Origin of the sequence: Flavobacterium sp. ov086 (assembly GCF_900187965.1) — a bacterium.
In the GTDB taxonomy this organism is placed as follows: domain Bacteria; phylum Bacteroidota; class Bacteroidia; order Flavobacteriales; family Flavobacteriaceae; genus Flavobacterium.
In genome coordinates this window covers 140726-156628 of the sequence record NZ_FZNL01000001.1, presented here as the reverse complement: position 1 = coordinate 156628, position 15903 = coordinate 140726, and the positions used below count along the sequence as shown (strand labels likewise).

Genomic DNA, 15903 nt, shown 5'->3' with positions numbered 1-15903 from the left:
TAATATTGTCAATTATATTATAATTAAATTGATATCAGATCTTCTAAAGTGCTAGAAAAGTTAGGATTATAAGAAGAAAGCTCAAAAATGTTTATTTTTTCTTTAGCTTCTCAATCAAAACATCTTCGATTGGTGCTTTTACTTTAATCACTGCATTGATATCATCATTCGGAATTGTCATGGATAAAACGTAATGCTGAATTTTCCATTCTTTCCCCACTTTAACCAAAACACCAGAACCGCGGCAAATTTTCATTTGCGTATTTAGCAATTCATCAAACCAGGCAATTTTTCCCGTTTTATCAAAAAAGATATGACGCTCAAGCGCCGTAAAATTCCATGTAGTTCCTTTGTCGAAAAACGGTTTTGCCCAAACGCTAAAATCTTTTTTATTCCAGTTTTCGGTAGCGTCTGTTCCAATGAAAATTGCATCATCGGCCATTAAATTAAAATAAGCGTCAAATTTCACATCGGCAGCCGCTTTGTGCCACAAATCGATAGTTTGATTGACTTTGTCTTTTTCAGAAGTTTGTGCATTTGCAAAAGAGGCAACGAATAATAAAAGTAAAATTGATTTTTTCATGATAAGTTATAGTTTGGTTTAAAGTTAGAAAATATTCTTTTAAGGGTGCAAATCATAGGTGCAAAGGATCATGGGGTCAAAGGTACAGAGTTTTTTGTTGGGTTAATTTAATCTCTCAAAATAGCGAAGGCGCAAAGTTTATTTTTAGGAATCATCAAAATCACACTAGAAGCACCATATAGAATGTCGTTAATCTTTGTCGAATTTCTTGCGATGGACGGATTGATTCCGAAGCCTCGGGACATCCCTACAATATGATCCGTTCCTCCGGAACTCTTTATAAAATTCCGAAGGAATGACCTATTTTGTAGCAAGGGATTTCAATCCCTTGAAACGCAACGTAAACCCAATATTTATCAGAAATGAAACAAAATGAGAAAAAAACTTTGCGTCTCTGCGACTTTGAGAGATTAAAACAACAACCCAAAAACTTAAATTTTCTTACATAACTTATATGGTACAATAGGATTTACTATATTTGATAGCTTTAAAAATAGACATCATGAATCCAAAAATACTTATCACCTCAATATTTGTAGTTTCTTTAGTTTTTACTTCTTGCAAGAAAGAATTAGAGCCACAAGAAAGTACGCCAGCTTCTGAATTAGTGAAACTGGGATTGGCAAAAGACACTACTAAAACACAATCAGTAGTTCAAACTCCGGTTGCTACAAATCCGAATACCGTTTTGAGTAGTAACGCCGGATTAAATCCTGCACACGGACAACCCGGACATCGTTGCGACATTGCCGTTGGCGCGCCATTAAATTCGGCACCAACGCAACAAGTACAAACTACAGCGCAGCCTGTGCAAACTGTTCAGGTAAATCCAGGTCAACAAAATGTGGTTACAACAACAACTGCGGCTCCTGTAAAAGTGGCGAAAGGAATGAATCCATCGCACGGACAACCCGGACACAGATGTGATATTCCTGTTGGAGCGCCACTAAATTCTCCTGTAGCCAAACCAGTTGCTGCGGCTCCTGCACAAAGCGGAACTGCAACACAAAACTTTACCGTTACACCACCACCGGCAAACAATGCTGTTCCGGCTTTATTAAGTACCGAAAAGCCAGTTGTAACAGCCGAAGGAATGAATCCGCCACACGGACAAACGGGACATCGCTGCGATATTGCCGTTGGAGCGCCATTGCCAAAATCATAAAACAACGCCTGTAAAAATAATCTGGGCGTGCCACCAATAAAAAAAGGGGCTGACTTTGCAATAGCATAGTCGCCCCTTTTTTTATTGCTGTCGGGCTATTCGTTCCGCCGCGGCGGATTCCTTCTATCCCTCACGCAAAAAATTAGATTGTGTTATAAAATGTTGTGTAGTTTGTATGGGCAATGTCATTAAGTTAAGCTTTTAGAAAATAAAATCTGTTTTTATCTGCGTTTTTACGAAGTAAATCTGTTTTATCCGCGTCAAAATTAGACGCTGATTTTACTGATTCGCTAAAGCGAAAACGCTGATGAAAACGGATTTTTCTAATTACTTTCTTGATTAAACCGTTAAAAAAAATATAGTTTTTCTTTTATTCAATTTCAAAAATCGCCTGAATTTCTACAGCCGAATTTATCGGTAAAGAAGCAGCACCAATTGTAGCTCTGGCATGTTTTCCTTTTTCTCCAAAAACCAATGCCGTCAAATTCGAAGCCGAATTCATAATTCCCGCATGTTGTGTATATTCCTGAGTGGTATTAAAATATCCTGTTAGTTGCACACATTGTTTTACTTTGTTCAAATCGCCTCCGCAAGCCTCTTTCAAAACTGCAATAACATTTAGCATTGTTTGGTAAGTTGCTTCCTTGGCTTGTTCATCTGTAACTGTTGCGCCAACTTTACCCGGATTTAGGATTTTTCCATCTTTCAAAGCCACTTGATTAATATAAACTTTATGATCTGAAATTGTAAACGGAACATAATTTCCAACAGGTTTTGGCGCTTCAGGAAGTGTAATATTATTGTCTTTTAATGTTTTGTTGATATCGATTTTAGTTTCAACCGAAGTTGTTTTTACGGCTTTTATATTCTCTGTATTTTTCAATCCAGATGCTGTTCTTGCCAAAGCTTTTCCTTGTTCTTTAGCCAAATTCAATTCGCTTTGCGACGGACGAGTTCCAACAGATCCAGCCAAAGAAGTCGCTCCAAAAGGAGTATTTCCCTGCGGAACAGTTTTGTCTAACGTCGCTGTTCCCATAATTCCGGTAGGTACGATAATCATTCCGTGAGAAGCAAGGATATTCCAAAAAGATAAAATTGCAGCTTCTTTTCCTGCTCCGGATCCTGCAGACATAAATACAGTTGCCGGTTTACCTTCTAAAGTTCTCGATGTCCAAAGCGGAATACTCTGGCTGAAAAAGTAATTCATATCGGCGCTAATATTCGCAAAATGAACAGGGCTTCCAAAAGCGATTCCGTCATAATTTGCCAATTCTTCGATCGTAGCAATTGGTAATTTCTCGACATCAGCATTTAATTTTTCTTTTGGATTAATTGAAGGAACTCTTTTTATGGTTGCTTTTGTATTTGGATATTCCTGAATTCCTTCGGCAATAGCTTTTGCCATTTTATAAGTTCCACCGTTTTGAGAATAGATCAAAACCAGAACATTTGTTTCAGAAGATTTTACTTGTGCATTTACGCCAAAACTTAACAAAATTGCCGTTAGTAATACGAGTAGTTGCTTTTTCATGAGTGTTTTTTTAAATAATGTATTGTAGATAATCCCAAGCAATGCGCTTGTTTTCGATTGAGAATCAAGTTCGTTTTTTGGGATTGCAAATTTACTTCTTACAATCCCGAAAAGCGTTATTATTATGTTAATCGTTCTGTTTAAATGTACATTGTTCTGCGAAAGAAAAAGGTTTCTATGTATTTAAATAATTCTATTGTAAAGGATTAATTATAAAGTAATTCAATAATTTTACAACTTACAGCAAACAAATCATCGTATGAAAAAAGCAATTGTTTATGGCGCAAGCGGACTTGTAGGATCATATATTCTCGAAAGTTTATTGAATGATACCAATTATGAGCAAATAATAATTGTTGTTCGGAAAGATCTAAACATTCAGCATCCAAAACTAAAGATTTTAATAGGCGATTTTCATTCTTTGGCAAATGTGGTAAAAGGCATTTATGCAGACGGAATTTTTATCGCACTTGGAACCACACAAAAGAAAACACCTGACAGAAAACAATACTATCAAATAGATCATGATTATCCCATTTTGGCAGCGCAATTAGCCAAAGAAAACGGAGCAAAATCGGTTTTTCTGGTTTCTGCTATTGGAGCAAATGAGAATTCATCTGTTTTTTACGTAAAAATGAAAGGCGAAACCGAGCGTGATATTATTAATTTAAATTTTGATCATACCTATATCTTTAGACCTTCGATGATTCTGGGAAATAGAAAAGAAAAACGAACTCTCGAAAAAGTTTTGATCTCGATCTTTAAAGTTATAAATCCGTTATTTATTGGAAAATCCAGTAAGTATAAAGGAATAGAAGCAAAGGATATTGCCCAATCGATGGTCAAAGCAGCCAATAAACTCAACGATCCGGTTAAAATATTAGAGTGGGAAGAAATGACTGCTTTACTAAAATAAAAAATGGCATTATCTGATTAAGATAATGCCATTTTTGCATTTGTTTGTATCTGAATTAATACTCTTTCATTTTTTCGAAAGTCGTAGTAAGTGATTTTTTTGCTTTCGCCAAAGCGCCTTGAAAAGCCTTTTCGAGCGTATCGGCGTGTTCTGTAACGGTTATGGGTTGTAGTTTTGCTGTACGAACCTCGATCACACATTTTTTATCGTGTAAGCTGAATTTTTCTCCGTTCTCATCTCCAAAATGTACTTCGATGCGGGTTATTTTTTCCTCAAAACGCGTTAAGCCTTTTTCTAATTCTCCAGAAAAATAAGCTTCTAATCTTTCGTGTCCTTCGATGTTCTTGTCTGTATTGATTTGAATTTTCATATGGCTTTATATTTAATGATTGTTTCTCAAAGCTATCTTATTTAAGACAAAAAGACAAGTGAGTTAATAAAACATTATGAAAATAATTACAAGATTTATACGCAATTTTTGTCATTTCGTTGAAGCTGAAATCACACTAGAAACTCGACCCGTTATTTCGTACAAATCACAAGGTTTTTTGGTATCTTCGCAGTCCTAAAATGCAAGACTTATGAATTCAGAAAAACTTTGTGCCCGTGTGGTATGGTGGCGGTATTGGAAACAACTGCAACGCTCTTGCAGCGTAGGACACCTTAGCTACGCGGGTTTTATATTTCCTAAAATGCAAGAATCATGAGTACAAACACCTTATCAAAAGAAACCGAAACGCGGTTAATTGATTTTTTCAACAAATCAGTAGATCCACAAAGTATGGCAAAAACAATCCGAAGACTAAATTATCTACTCGCCTTAAGTATAATGCGAGATTACCAAACCCTCCAAACCGACAAAATAAGCATCGAAGACGGTTTTTACTGGCTCAACGAACTAGCCGAAGTTTTAAATCCTTATTTGAATGTTGAATAATAAAAGATGAAAAGCCACTGCGAAGTGGCTTTTTTATTTTGTGGTTTTTTCTTCTTGCTCTTTTCCTGCTTGCTTTGTCATTCCAAAGAATGAGGAATCTCCATATTATTGTCAGGCTGAGCGAAGTTGAAGCCCCGCAACAATTGTCAAACTAAGCTTTATTATGTTTTAATAATACGAGAATTCAGATTCTTTTAATTTTAAATTTTGTTAGGTGATCGCAAACATCACATTTTACAAAACTATTATCATCTACAAACAGATCTATTTCAATTTCGTAATCACAAACAGGACAGTTATAAATAACATCTATAAGTTTTATAGGCGGATTAAGAACAGTTGGAATTTCTAAGATTGAATATTCTATCATGTTTTTCTCTCCATATTTTAAGGTTAGCCAAGTTGTATATAGTCATATATAAAATCATTTATTTCTTCTCCTTCAGAATCAAATTTCAAAATAATTCTAGAGCATAAATTTTCAACCCAATTTTCAATTTCTTCTAAAGAATCAATTTTATTTAGAAAAGACAAAAGCTCATTTTGATCAGTAAAATCATCTATGAAAATAACAATATCTTCTTTAAAAGTATCTGCGTAATTCTCATTTGCTTGCGACAAGTAATTTTCTAAATGCTGAATTTTTTCATTTAAACTTAACATAGGAATTTTATTTCAAAGATAAACAAAACCCCGACTATACTCCGTTGTTTTAAAGTCTACATTTTGCAACTTTTGTTAACATGGATATTAAGCAAAAATTCGGACTTAAAATTAAGGAGCTTAGAAAACTCAAAGGATTATCTCAAGAAAAGCTAGCCAATTTAGCAGAGATAGACAGAACTTATTTACCAACAATAGAAAAGGGAGAAAGAAATGTTTCTATTGAAGTTGTTGAGCGACTAGCGAATGCTTTAGGAGTTACAATAAAAGACCTATTTGATGAATAGGGCTTATTATGTGAATTCTATTTACGATTTCTGTATCGAAGATGGAGACAATATTTTTGGAAAAATTTCTGGTGGATATGATTTAAATAAATTGACTATTCAGCAATCTAATGCATGGCAAAGTCAAATTAAAATTTTAAAACAGACAATTTTAAGTTTTAAAGGAAGGGTTTATTTTGAGTTTACAATTCCGAGAATGGGTAAAAGAGTTGATAATATTTTAATTATTGATAATTGCATCTTTGTTTTAGAATTCAAGATTGGTTCAAAAGATTATGATAAATATGCAAAAGATCAAGCTTTTGATTATGGATTAGATTTGAATAATTTTCATGAAGGAAGTCATAAGAAAATTATCATACCAATTTTAGTTGCAGATAAAGCAAGTAATGTTAGTAATATCTATAAAAAATCTCTTGATAATTTATACGAAACAATTGTAGCAAATGAAAATAATTTATCAGAAGTAATATCTAAGACTTTATCAGAATTTAAAAGTTCGGAAATAATAAACGTTGAAAATTGGGAAAATTCGATATATAAGCCGACACCAACAATTATAGAAGCGGCAACAGCTTTATATAAAAAACATAATGTTTCTGAAATATCAAGAAGTGATTCAGGTGCGGAAAATTTATCTGTTACTTCACAATGTATTTCTGAAATTATAGATTATTCAAAAAATAAAAGTAGAAAATCAATTTGCTTTATCACCGGAGTTCCTGGTGCAGGAAAAACATTAGCAGGATTAAATATTGCTAACTTACGTTCAAATTATGAAGAGGAAGAACATGCTGTTTTTCTTTCAGGAAATGGTCCTTTAGTAGATGTTCTAAAAGAAGCTTTGGCTAGAGATAAAGTTAAAACTGCTAAAGAGGAAAATTTAATTATTACCAAATCTTCGGCAATATCTCATGTAAAATCTTTTATCCAAAATATTCATCATTTTAGAGATGATTCAATAAAAGATGAAAAAGCTCCAATTGAAAAAGTAACCATTTTTGATGAAGCTCAAAGAGCATGGACAAAAGAACAAGCTTCAAGTTTTATGAAAAGAAATAAAGGGATTTCAGATTTTGATAAATCAGAGCCCGAATTTCTTATTGAAGTAATGAACAGACATGAAGATTGGTGTACAATTGTTTGTTTAATTGGAGGAGGACAAGAAATAAATACAGGAGAAGCAGGTTTAGAAGAATGGATTAGACCTTTTTCAAATAAGTTTCAGGATTGGGATATCTACTATTCTTCTAAAATTGTTGAAGATGAAAACTATATCAAAGACAAAGAAGCTTTGTTAATTTTAAATGACAAGAAAGCTCTAAAGAAAGATGAATTGCATTTATCAGTTTCATTAAGATCATTTAGAAGTGCTCAATTATCTAGTTTTATTCAAGAAATAATAAATAATAATATTGAAAACGCTAAACAAATCTATGAGTTATTTATTAAAGAATCTTATCCAATAAAAATAACTCGTGATTTAGATAAAGCTAGAAATTGGTTGAGAATTTCCGCTAAAGGATCTGAAAGAATTGGAGTTGTAGCTTCATCTGGAGGAATTCGTTTAAGACCTTTTGGATTAAATGTAAAAGCTAAAATAGATGCGCCAATTTGGTTTTTAAATGATAAAGATGATATTCGTTCATCTTATTTTCTTGAAGAGGTAGCTACCGAATTTGATATACAAGGATTAGAATTAGATTGGACTTGTGTTGCTTGGGATGGAGATTTATTTTACCATAATAATCAATGGAATTATAGAAAATTTAAAGGAACGAAATGGCAAAATATTAATAGCCAAGAAATTATAAATTACTTGATTAATTCTTATAGAGTTTTGTTAACTAGAGCAAGACAAGGAATGGTAATTTATATTCCGTTTGGGAATAATGAAGATGTTACGAGATCAGAATTTATGTATGATGGAACTTTTGAATTCTTTAAATCATTAGGGATTGAAGAGATATAGATCCTTTCTTTTATTTACTTAAAAATTTTATTATTAAAAAAAGCTCCAAAATCAGTATCAAGGGCGGAAAGTATTTTTTCTATAATTTCTATTGAGACATTTCTTTTTCCCTTTTCTATATCAGAGATGTAAGTTCTGTCAATATTAGAAATATTGGCTAAATAATCTATTGAGTATCCTTTTTGTTGTTGACGTTCTTTCACTTCAAAACCGAATTTTTCTTTGATATTCATAGTCTGTAAATATAGCTTTATTCTTACTAATAAATATGTATAATTAGCGCCAATTAATAATAGTTTCTAAAGTATGAAATACATGACAAGTAAAAGAAATAAAGTAATTACGATTTTAATCATTAATTGTAAATATCTATCTTATACCAATTTCGGTTTCTATAATTCTTTCGCATGGTGGTCCTGCTGGTGCTTCTTACTGGATTTTGCCATTTAGTATTTTAATAAACTTATTTTTCGTGCCAGCTGTATTGTCATTTAAAAAGAATTTTGAACAGCGAGTTTCAAGAATTAACGAGGTGGGAATTGCGATGATTGTTTTAATATTCATTTTGGGAATCTTGTCAATATACTTTGTTTAAACTATCTGGAATAAGATAAAGTTCTTATGAAACCAAAAGCCATAGCCCTGATAGGAACGGCATCCTTTTGTGGCGGTCCCGATAGCTATCGGGAGCCATAAAAGATATAGTGGAGAGCAGGAAATAGCTTCAAGAAATTCCAATTTATATCCCGAGGCTTCGGGACCAAATTCCAAAAAAAGCAAATCTTTGTAGCGTTTCTTGCGAGGATTTACTTCGTCTGTTCGCTATCGCTCGGGTTTCCTTGCATCGAAATGACAAGATTGGTTGATTAGCGGTTGTTATCTAGTTCGTGTTAGACAAGATTGGGTAAGTTTCTAGTGTGATTCTTCGTTCCTCAGAATGACAAGATTGAGATGAGTTTGTGTTTATTATGTGGTAAAATCACTTTTCTTTATCCTTCTTCCCCCATTTAATTTTCATTTTTCCTTCATCATCTAATGCAATCAAATGCAGAACAATTCCGCGGTCGCGAACGGCGTCGCGTTCGGCTTTGGAGGCTAGTTTGGCGTCGTTTTTAGAGTTTCGGAGCGGGATTGTGAGGGCAAGATTGGTGCCTCGTCCAAAAGAGTAAATTCCGTTGACGTCGAAGTTAAGGACGCTGGAACTTATGGTTAGATTATTGACGTCGACTTGTTCACCGCGCATGTTGAGGTTTCCGGACAAATCACTAAAAGTTATGTTCTTGACATCGCGAAACGGAAACGCAAATTTCCCAATTTTAACAATAGGTTCAAAGTTGAGCAAAGCGCCCTGATTGACATTAAAAACCAGTTTTCCGTGCATAGAATTCGTAATCAATTCGCCTTTACTATTAATTAATCCGGTGACATTTGCGGTGCTGCTGAGTTTTCCTTTGATGTTATTTGAAGAAAAAGACTTGATTCCGAAGTTGTTAAACGATCTTAGAAAACTCGCAATATCAACCCGATTTACCTGTGCATTCGAACTAAAATTGAAATTGTTGCCATTTGGCGCAACGATGGTACTAAAAGTAATGCTTCCGCCAGAAGTTTGCAGTGAACCGTTTTTGATAATAAGCTTGGAATCGATCATCTGGATTTCGGCTTTGGTATTGGTTGCCGTCAGTTTATTGTAATTGATTTTGTCGGCTTTGAAATTGATATCTACGATGCATTTTTCAATGGCATTTCGCAATTGATGCGACATTGTGGCTTTTTTAGGCGCTTCTTTGTTTTTTTGCGAATTCGCCAAAACGCCCAGAAATTGTTTCAGATCGATATTTGGGCAGTAAATATCCCAGTTTACAACCATTTTTTCGGGTGCATCATAATACAAATTGAGGAAGTTATCGATTTTGCCTTCAATAGTAAAGGCATTTTTATTGTGTTTGTAGGTGATTTTTTTAATCAACAAAGCCTTTTCGGTAAAGTCAAGCTGAACGTTGATTTTTTCGGCATGAATGTTTTTCGGAATAAAATGAAAAGACACATTCTGAACATTTACACCACCTATAAAACGAGGTTTGGTGATAAACAAATCGACGATATCAAACTGAAATTTGAGATTTGCTGTGGCGTGACCTTCAGTAAACTGAATCCATTTGTCATTGCTTGCTTCATTTAGTTTTGTAACATCAAAATCCGAACTTACATAACCTGTTGCCAATGGTTTTTCGAGATTATTGATAGACAACTGCGGAATCTTAAGTGGTATACTTTTATAATTACACACAAAATGGTTCAAAATAATAGCTGAATTTGCATCGTTAAAACCTTCTTTTGGTTTAAAATTATTGGTAAAAATGCCTTTAAAACTACAATCGGTAAGTAATCCGTCCGGAATACTGAGTTCGTTATTTTTTATCACAGCCTGAACTACAATTCTGGGATCGCCTTCGGCATTAAAATCGCCTTTGATGTCGCAATTCACATCGATTTCTTTTTTTAAATTAAATCGGTTAAGCTTAGAACTGATGTTTGCCGATAATAAATTGGAAGCATTTTGCCATAAAATAGTAGTCCCAATATTGATTCCGAAAAGCGCATTTCCTTTGGCTAAATTAAAATAAGCGGTAATATCAAAAGCGTCTGTTCCAATTTTGAGACCTTTAGTTACAACATCAATTTTTTGTTTTTCGGAATCATAAGAAACCGCAAAAGTGCCTTTGAGCTGTTTTTGTTTTGCAAAACTTCCGTGTACGGTATTAAAAGCTAAACTGGCGATTTGCGTGTCCAGAAAAACATCGGTTTGCCAATTATCGCCATCATATTCTACTTTTGAAGTTAGATCGGCAACATCAAAATCAAACAATTTATGTCCCAAACGATTGTCGAGAATAAAGTGAACGTCGCTGAGTTCGATTTGGTCAACGGTAGTTTCGGTTTCTGATTTATTTTTGGGATCTTTTTTCTTTTTGGGTTTAAAGATGTTTGCGTTCGAATAGCCATTTTCGGCTTTATAAACATAAATATTAGCGTCGTTAATGAGAATTTTATGGATTTTGATATCGTGCTGCAATAAACTCCAAACGTTCAATCGAACTTCAATTTCTTTTGCGTTGAGCAACGTATGTTTGTGTGTTTGCCATTGATTGTCTTTGATTTCGACATCTCTTAAAGCCAATGTAAAATTGGGAAAACCGGTTAGAAACTTATAATGAAAATCACCAATATGAAATTTTCCGTTTATGTTCTCGTTGATTTTGGTGTTAACTTTCGCAATAATTTCGGTTTTATTCTGATTGAAGTAAATCGATAATCCACCACACGCAAGAAGCAGTAAAACAATAAGTCCCAAAACAAAAAAGCCGAAACGTTTGGCATATTTCTTAAAACGAACCGATTGTAAAAAGTTTTTTAGTGGTTGTAAAATTGCTTTCATCTGGACGAGTTTTCGGAATCATTAAAGATAAGGTAAAATACTGACAATTTTATAAAAAGATGATCCTCAACTGATTGTAGGTTAAAACTTATAAACAATACTTTTCGTGTTAATATAATTATTGACAATACATTTATAATGAAAACTAATTTAGGAATGGTGTTTCATTTGTATTTAATTTTTAAATTTGTACTCTAGTTTGAAGCATAACAATTCAGACGATAATTTTAAAAAGATAAGAAATTATGGCATTAGCAATAACAGATGCTACTTTTGATGAAGTAGTTTTGAAATCAGATAAACCAGTAATGGTAGATTTTTGGGCAGCATGGTGCGGTCCTTGTAGAATGGTTGGTCCAATCATTGACGAACTAAGCAACGAATACGCAGGTAAAGTTGTTGTTGGTAAAGTTGATGTTGATGCAAACCAAGAATTTGCTGCAAAATATGGTGTGCGTAACATACCAACCGTTTTGGTTTTTCATAACGGTGAAGTAGTAGGAAAACAAGTAGGAGTTGCTCCTAAACAAACCTACGCAGATAGTTTAGACGCTTTGTTGTAATCGTAAGATTATAATTTATATAAAGAAGGTTTGGCGAAAGTCAAACCTTTTTTATTTGGTTTTTTTGCCACTAATTGCACAAATTTTCTGGAATTATTTATTTTGATGCTGCTTAAAAAGTTTGCCACAGATTAGATGATTCTCACAGATTAAAAAATCATTTTATCCCGATAACTATCGGGAGTGCCTAAAAATTATATTCAATTTTAATTAGTGTTAATTCGTGAAATTCGTGGCAAACTTTTTTTATTTTTACAGATCTAACATTCCTTTAAAAATGAAAATTTTCTACAGCTTTCTTTGTTTTTTTACATTCATTACAACTGTTTTCTCCCAAGCTAAACAAAAAGAAAATTTGGTTTTAGATAACGGTGTTTCAGAACAATTGGCGCGTTTTCGAAAACATCAAATCTCTAATGTAACTTATGGGCTTTCGTTTGAAATTCCGACAGAGAAACAACAAGATATTAATTCGAATCTTAATTTGAATTTGACAATATCTGATTTGAGCGAACCTTTATATTTAGATTTTAAAGAGAAAATTCAAAATATAAAAACAATAGAAAGTAATGGAAAAAGCATCGCAATTGTTCCTGAAAAAGGACATATTGTAATTGTTCCATCGGCTTTGGTTTCAGGAAAAAACATCATCGTAATTTCTTTTATTGCAGGCAATTTATCTTTAAATAGAAATGATGATTTTTTATACACTTTATTAGTTCCTGATCGTGCGAGTACCTTGTTTCCGTGTTTTGATCAGCCGGATATTAAAGCGACTTACAAATTGAGTTTGACAGTTCCAAAAGATTGGTCTGTTTTGGCTGGTGCCGATGTGAAAGAGAAAGTAGAAAAAGGTGATTTTACAGCCTATACTTTTAAAGAATCGGATAAAATGAGTACGTATTTGTTCTCGTTCGTTGCAGGAAAATTTAAAAGCATAACAGAGAAACCAGGAAATCTCGAAATGACAATGTTGTATCGCGAAAACAATCCGGAGAAGATACAAGTAAGTACGGATACAATCTTCAAGTTACACCAACAATCGTTGGACTTTTTAGAAAAATATACCAATTATCCTTTTCCTTTTCAGAAGTTGGATTTTGCTTCGATTCCCGTTTTTCAATATGGCGGAATGGAACATGTTGGAGCTATTCAATATAAAGAATCGAGCTTGTTCTTGGATAACAGCGCCACAGATAGTGAGAAACTTGATCGTGCGAAATTAATTGCGCATGAAACTTCGCACATGTGGTTTGGCGATTTAGTGACCATGAAATGGTTTGATGATGTGTGGATGAAAGAAGTGTTTGCGAATTTTATGGCAGACAAAATCATGAATCCGATTTTCCCGAAAATCAATCATAATTTACAGTTTTTTGCGGCACATTATGCAAACGCTTACGCGGAAGATCGTTCGTTGGGCACACATCCCATAAAGCAAAATTTAGCCAATTTGAAAGATGCAGGTTCGCTTTACGGAAGTATTATTTACAACAAAGCGCCCATTATGATGCGTCAATTAGAAGCTTCGATGGGAAAGGAAGCTTTTCAGAAGGGAATCGAAAAATACATTAAAAAATACGCCAACGACAATGCTGATTGGAATAATCTGGTAGAAATTCTCGATGCCGAAACGCCACTCGATATGCAAAAATGGAGTAAAGTTTGGGTGAATAAATCCGGAAGAGCAATTTTTACCGATAAAATAGAATACGATGCTAAAAACCAAATTAAAAAGTTCGAGATTCAGCAAAAAGCAGAAGATAAATCAGATAATATCTGGCCTCAGGTTTTTCAGATTGGTTTGGTTTATTCGGATAATGTAAAGGTTATTGATGTTACTATTAAAGATAGAAGCCTTTCTTTAAAAGAAGCAATTGGACTTCAGAAACCTTTAAATATCATTTACAATTATAATGGTTTTGGATATGGAGTTTTTCCGCTTGACGGGAATAATTTAAATTCTATTTCGAGTTTGAAAGATGAGGTTGCAAGAGCATCGGCTTACAGCAATCTTTATGAAAATATGCTGATTGGAAATGTTTCTCCGGATAAAGCTTTTGATTGTTTTACAAAAGGAATTCAGACGGAACAAAACGAATTAGTTTTAAAAATAATTACAAATCAAACCAGTGCTGTTTTTTGGAAATTCCTGACTGAAAAACAACAAAACAAAGCACAAAAAGAGCTTGAAGATGTTTTGTACGCCCGTTTAGAAGTTGATTTACCAAGCAATATCAAAAAGACATTATTCAATTTATTTAGTTCAATCGCTTATTCAGATTCGGCAAAAGCTAAATTATATCAGATTTGGAATAAAGAAATTGTGATTCCGGGTTTGAAATTAAATGAAGACGATTATACTAATATCGCCATGAATCTTGCAATATTCAAACATGAAAAAGCAGATGAAATCTTAAATAAAACCAGAACGACAATCACAAATCCTGACAAACAAAAGCGATTTGAATTCTTGCTTCCTTCTTTGTCAAAAGACGAATCTGTTCGTAATGCTTTTATGGAATCTCTAAAAGACGATAAAAACAGAGAAAAAGAGGCTTGGGTTTCTGTGGGATTGGCAAATTTTCATCATCCATTACGTCAGGAAAGTGCTCAAAAGTATATTAGATTTTCATTAGATTTGGTAGATGAAATTCAGCGTACAGGAGATATTTTCTTTCCAAAGGATTGGCTTAGTAATACCGTTGGAAAATATTCATCGAAATATGCTTTTGATGAAGTACAGCGATTCTTAAAAGAAAACCCTAATTTTAGTCCGATATTAAAACGAAAATTATTTCAGGCAACAGATGCTTTATATCGCGCACAAAATATTAAAAAAGAAACCGAATGAAAATTGAAACGGAAATAGAGAAGGTCTCCAGTTTTCAGCATCTCGAAATGCTGGCAAATCAGGTTGTAGAAGGTTTTATATCCGGAATGCACAAAAGTCCGTTTCATGGATTTTCTGCCGAATTTGCCGAGCATAAAGTCTATAATGCCGGAGAAAGTACCAAACATATCGACTGGAAATTATTTGCCAAAACAGATCGTTTGTACACCAAACGTTTTGAGGAAGAAACCAATTTACGTTGTCATCTTATTGTCGATAATTCGTCTTCGATGCATTATCCTGAACTAAAATCGAATCAGCCTTTTTATGAAAAGAAGATTGGTTTTGCGGTTCTGGCTTCGGCAGTTTTAATGAATATCTTAAAGAAACAGCGTGATGCCGTGGGGTTAAGTGTTTTCTCAGACAGTTATGAATATTATGCTCCGGAGAAAGGAAGTGATCGCCATCATAGAATGCTTTTGAACAAGCTCGAAGAATTATTACAGCAGCCAAAAGTCAAAAAAACGACCGACACGATTACATATCTGCATCAAATAGCAGAGAAAATGCACCGTCGTTCGATGATTATTTTATTTACCGATATGTTTCAGTCAGAAGATGATGAGAAGCTGTTTAATGCTTTGCAACATCTTAAACACAATAAACATAAAGTAGTTTTATTTCATGTTGTAGATGATAAAACCGAGCTTAAATTTGACTTTGATAATGCACCACGAAAGTTTATTGACTTAGAATCAGGCGAAGAAGTATCTATTTTTGCCGATAATGTAAAAGTAGAATATGAAAAAAGGGCAGAAGAGTACTTTAAAAAACTGTCTTTAACTTGTGCAAAGAACCAAATTAAGTATGTTCCGGTGAATGTGGGCGATAATTTCGAAAAAATATTGACTACATATTTAGTTGAAAAACAAAACTTTGGCTAATAAATTAAAAATATATTTAATTTTTTTTATCAAAACACTTGCAGAAACGAAATTCTGTACTATCTTTGCA

14 protein-coding genes are annotated in these 15903 nt (G+C 33.6%); 8 read left to right on the top strand and 6 right to left on the bottom strand.

Going from position 1 to position 15903, the window contains the following annotated elements:
* Positions 1 to 91: 91 nt before the first annotated feature.
* Entirely contained in the window at positions 92 to 583 is a 492-nt protein-coding gene (locus tag CHB81_RS00690; protein WP_089349968.1) for a nuclear transport factor 2 family protein, read from the bottom strand.
* A gap of 502 nt (positions 584 to 1085) precedes the next feature.
* Between CHB81_RS00690 and CHB81_RS00685 the strand changes: the two genes are divergently transcribed.
* Positions 1086 to 1748 (top strand): hypothetical protein, encoded by a 663-nt coding sequence (locus CHB81_RS00685; RefSeq protein ID WP_089349967.1) that lies wholly within the window; start codon positions 1086 to 1088, stop codon positions 1746 to 1748.
* Positions 1749 to 2118: 370 nt separating this feature from the next.
* Here the strand turns inward: CHB81_RS00685 and wrbA are convergent, their stop codons facing one another.
* Positions 2119 to 3279, bottom strand: coding sequence for an NAD(P)H:quinone oxidoreductase (wrbA, locus tag CHB81_RS00680; RefSeq protein ID WP_089349966.1), 1161 nt, complete (start codon positions 3277 to 3279; stop codon positions 2119 to 2121).
* A gap of 259 nt (positions 3280 to 3538) precedes the next feature.
* Between wrbA and CHB81_RS00675 the strand changes: the two genes are divergently transcribed.
* Positions 3539 to 4195 (top strand): NAD(P)H-binding protein, encoded by a 657-nt coding sequence (locus CHB81_RS00675; protein WP_089349965.1) that lies wholly within the window; start codon positions 3539 to 3541, stop codon positions 4193 to 4195.
* A gap of 55 nt (positions 4196 to 4250) precedes the next feature.
* Here CHB81_RS00675 and CHB81_RS00670 read toward each other — a convergent pair whose 3' ends face one another.
* Complete coding sequence (locus tag CHB81_RS00670) at positions 4251 to 4565, bottom strand: HPF/RaiA family ribosome-associated protein (protein WP_089349964.1); 315 nt, start codon at positions 4563 to 4565, stop codon at positions 4251 to 4253.
* Between the two features lie 333 nt (positions 4566 to 4898).
* On the opposite strand from CHB81_RS00670, the gene CHB81_RS00665 reads away from it, so the two are divergent.
* Positions 4899 to 5132: a hypothetical protein gene (locus CHB81_RS00665; RefSeq protein WP_089349963.1), complete on the top strand. Its 234-nt coding sequence runs from the start codon at positions 4899 to 4901 to the stop codon at positions 5130 to 5132.
* Positions 5133 to 5525: 393 nt separating this feature from the next.
* Here CHB81_RS00665 and CHB81_RS00655 read toward each other — a convergent pair whose 3' ends face one another.
* Positions 5526 to 5795, bottom strand: a complete 270-nt coding sequence (locus CHB81_RS00655; protein ID WP_089349961.1) for a hypothetical protein — start codon at positions 5793 to 5795, stop codon at positions 5526 to 5528.
* Positions 5796 to 5875: 80 nt separating this feature from the next.
* On the opposite strand from CHB81_RS00655, the gene CHB81_RS00650 reads away from it, so the two are divergent.
* Together CHB81_RS00650 and CHB81_RS00645 are read left to right on the top strand one after the other, a co-directional pair.
* Positions 5876 to 6082, top strand: a complete 207-nt coding sequence (locus CHB81_RS00650; RefSeq protein WP_089349960.1) for a helix-turn-helix domain-containing protein — start codon at positions 5876 to 5878, stop codon at positions 6080 to 6082.
* A gap of 91 nt (positions 6083 to 6173) precedes the next feature.
* Positions 6174 to 8054 carry a DUF2075 domain-containing protein gene (locus tag CHB81_RS00645; RefSeq protein ID WP_254920909.1) on the top strand — a complete coding sequence of 627 codons (1881 nt, stop codon included), beginning with the start codon at positions 6174 to 6176 and terminating at the stop codon, positions 8052 to 8054.
* 14 nt (positions 8055 to 8068) lie between these two features.
* Here CHB81_RS00645 and CHB81_RS00640 read toward each other — a convergent pair whose 3' ends face one another.
* Both CHB81_RS00640 and CHB81_RS00635 read right to left on the bottom strand, forming a co-directional pair.
* Positions 8069 to 8287 carry a helix-turn-helix domain-containing protein gene (locus CHB81_RS00640; protein ID WP_089349958.1) on the bottom strand — a complete coding sequence of 73 codons (219 nt, stop codon included), beginning with the start codon at positions 8285 to 8287 and terminating at the stop codon, positions 8069 to 8071.
* Positions 8288 to 9033: 746 nt separating this feature from the next.
* Entirely contained in the window at positions 9034 to 11493 is a 2460-nt protein-coding gene (locus CHB81_RS00635; RefSeq protein WP_089349957.1) for an AsmA family protein, read from the bottom strand.
* 245 nt (positions 11494 to 11738) lie between these two features.
* Here CHB81_RS00635 and trxA point away from each other — a divergent pair, with 245 nt between their 5' ends.
* The 3 genes from trxA (at position 11739) to CHB81_RS00620 (ending at position 15833) form a co-directional block, all read left to right on the top strand.
* Positions 11739 to 12056 carry a thioredoxin gene (trxA, locus tag CHB81_RS00630; protein WP_035621938.1) on the top strand — a complete coding sequence of 106 codons (318 nt, stop codon included), beginning with the start codon at positions 11739 to 11741 and terminating at the stop codon, positions 12054 to 12056.
* A 277-nt stretch (positions 12057 to 12333) separates the two neighbouring features.
* Positions 12334 to 14910, top strand: a complete 2577-nt coding sequence (locus CHB81_RS00625) for a M1 family aminopeptidase (RefSeq protein WP_089349956.1) — start codon at positions 12334 to 12336, stop codon at positions 14908 to 14910.
* On the top strand, positions 14907 to 15833 hold the full coding sequence (locus CHB81_RS00620) for a DUF58 domain-containing protein (RefSeq protein WP_089349955.1): 927 nt from the start codon (positions 14907 to 14909) through the stop codon (positions 15831 to 15833). The genes CHB81_RS00625 and CHB81_RS00620 overlap by 4 nt, the downstream gene beginning before the upstream one ends.
* Positions 15834 to 15903: the final 70 nt, after the last annotated feature.

Coding starts and splice junctions, on each gene's coding strand:
- CHB81_RS00635 (WP_089349957.1), bottom strand. CDS start 11,493: ATGAAAGCAATTTTACAACCACTAAAAAACTTTTTACAATCGGTTCGT.
- CHB81_RS00665 (WP_089349963.1), top strand. CDS start 4,899: ATGAGTACAAACACCTTATCAAAAGAAACCGAAACGCGGTTAATTGAT.
- CHB81_RS00675 (WP_089349965.1), top strand. CDS start 3,539: ATGAAAAAAGCAATTGTTTATGGCGCAAGCGGACTTGTAGGATCATAT.
- trxA (WP_035621938.1), top strand. CDS start 11,739: ATGGCATTAGCAATAACAGATGCTACTTTTGATGAAGTAGTTTTGAAA.
- CHB81_RS00650 (WP_089349960.1), top strand. CDS start 5,876: ATGGATATTAAGCAAAAATTCGGACTTAAAATTAAGGAGCTTAGAAAA.
- CHB81_RS00620 (WP_089349955.1), top strand. CDS start 14,907: ATGAAAATTGAAACGGAAATAGAGAAGGTCTCCAGTTTTCAGCATCTC.
- CHB81_RS00690 (WP_089349968.1), bottom strand. CDS start 583: ATGAAAAAATCAATTTTACTTTTATTATTCGTTGCCTCTTTTGCAAAT.
- CHB81_RS00625 (WP_089349956.1), top strand. CDS start 12,334: ATGAAAATTTTCTACAGCTTTCTTTGTTTTTTTACATTCATTACAACT.
- CHB81_RS00685 (WP_089349967.1), top strand. CDS start 1,086: ATGAATCCAAAAATACTTATCACCTCAATATTTGTAGTTTCTTTAGTT.
- CHB81_RS00655 (WP_089349961.1), bottom strand. CDS start 5,795: ATGTTAAGTTTAAATGAAAAAATTCAGCATTTAGAAAATTACTTGTCG.
- wrbA (WP_089349966.1), bottom strand. CDS start 3,279: ATGAAAAAGCAACTACTCGTATTACTAACGGCAATTTTGTTAAGTTTT.
- CHB81_RS00670 (WP_089349964.1), bottom strand. CDS start 4,565: ATGAAAATTCAAATCAATACAGACAAGAACATCGAAGGACACGAAAGA.
- CHB81_RS00640 (WP_089349958.1), bottom strand. CDS start 8,287: ATGAATATCAAAGAAAAATTCGGTTTTGAAGTGAAAGAACGTCAACAA.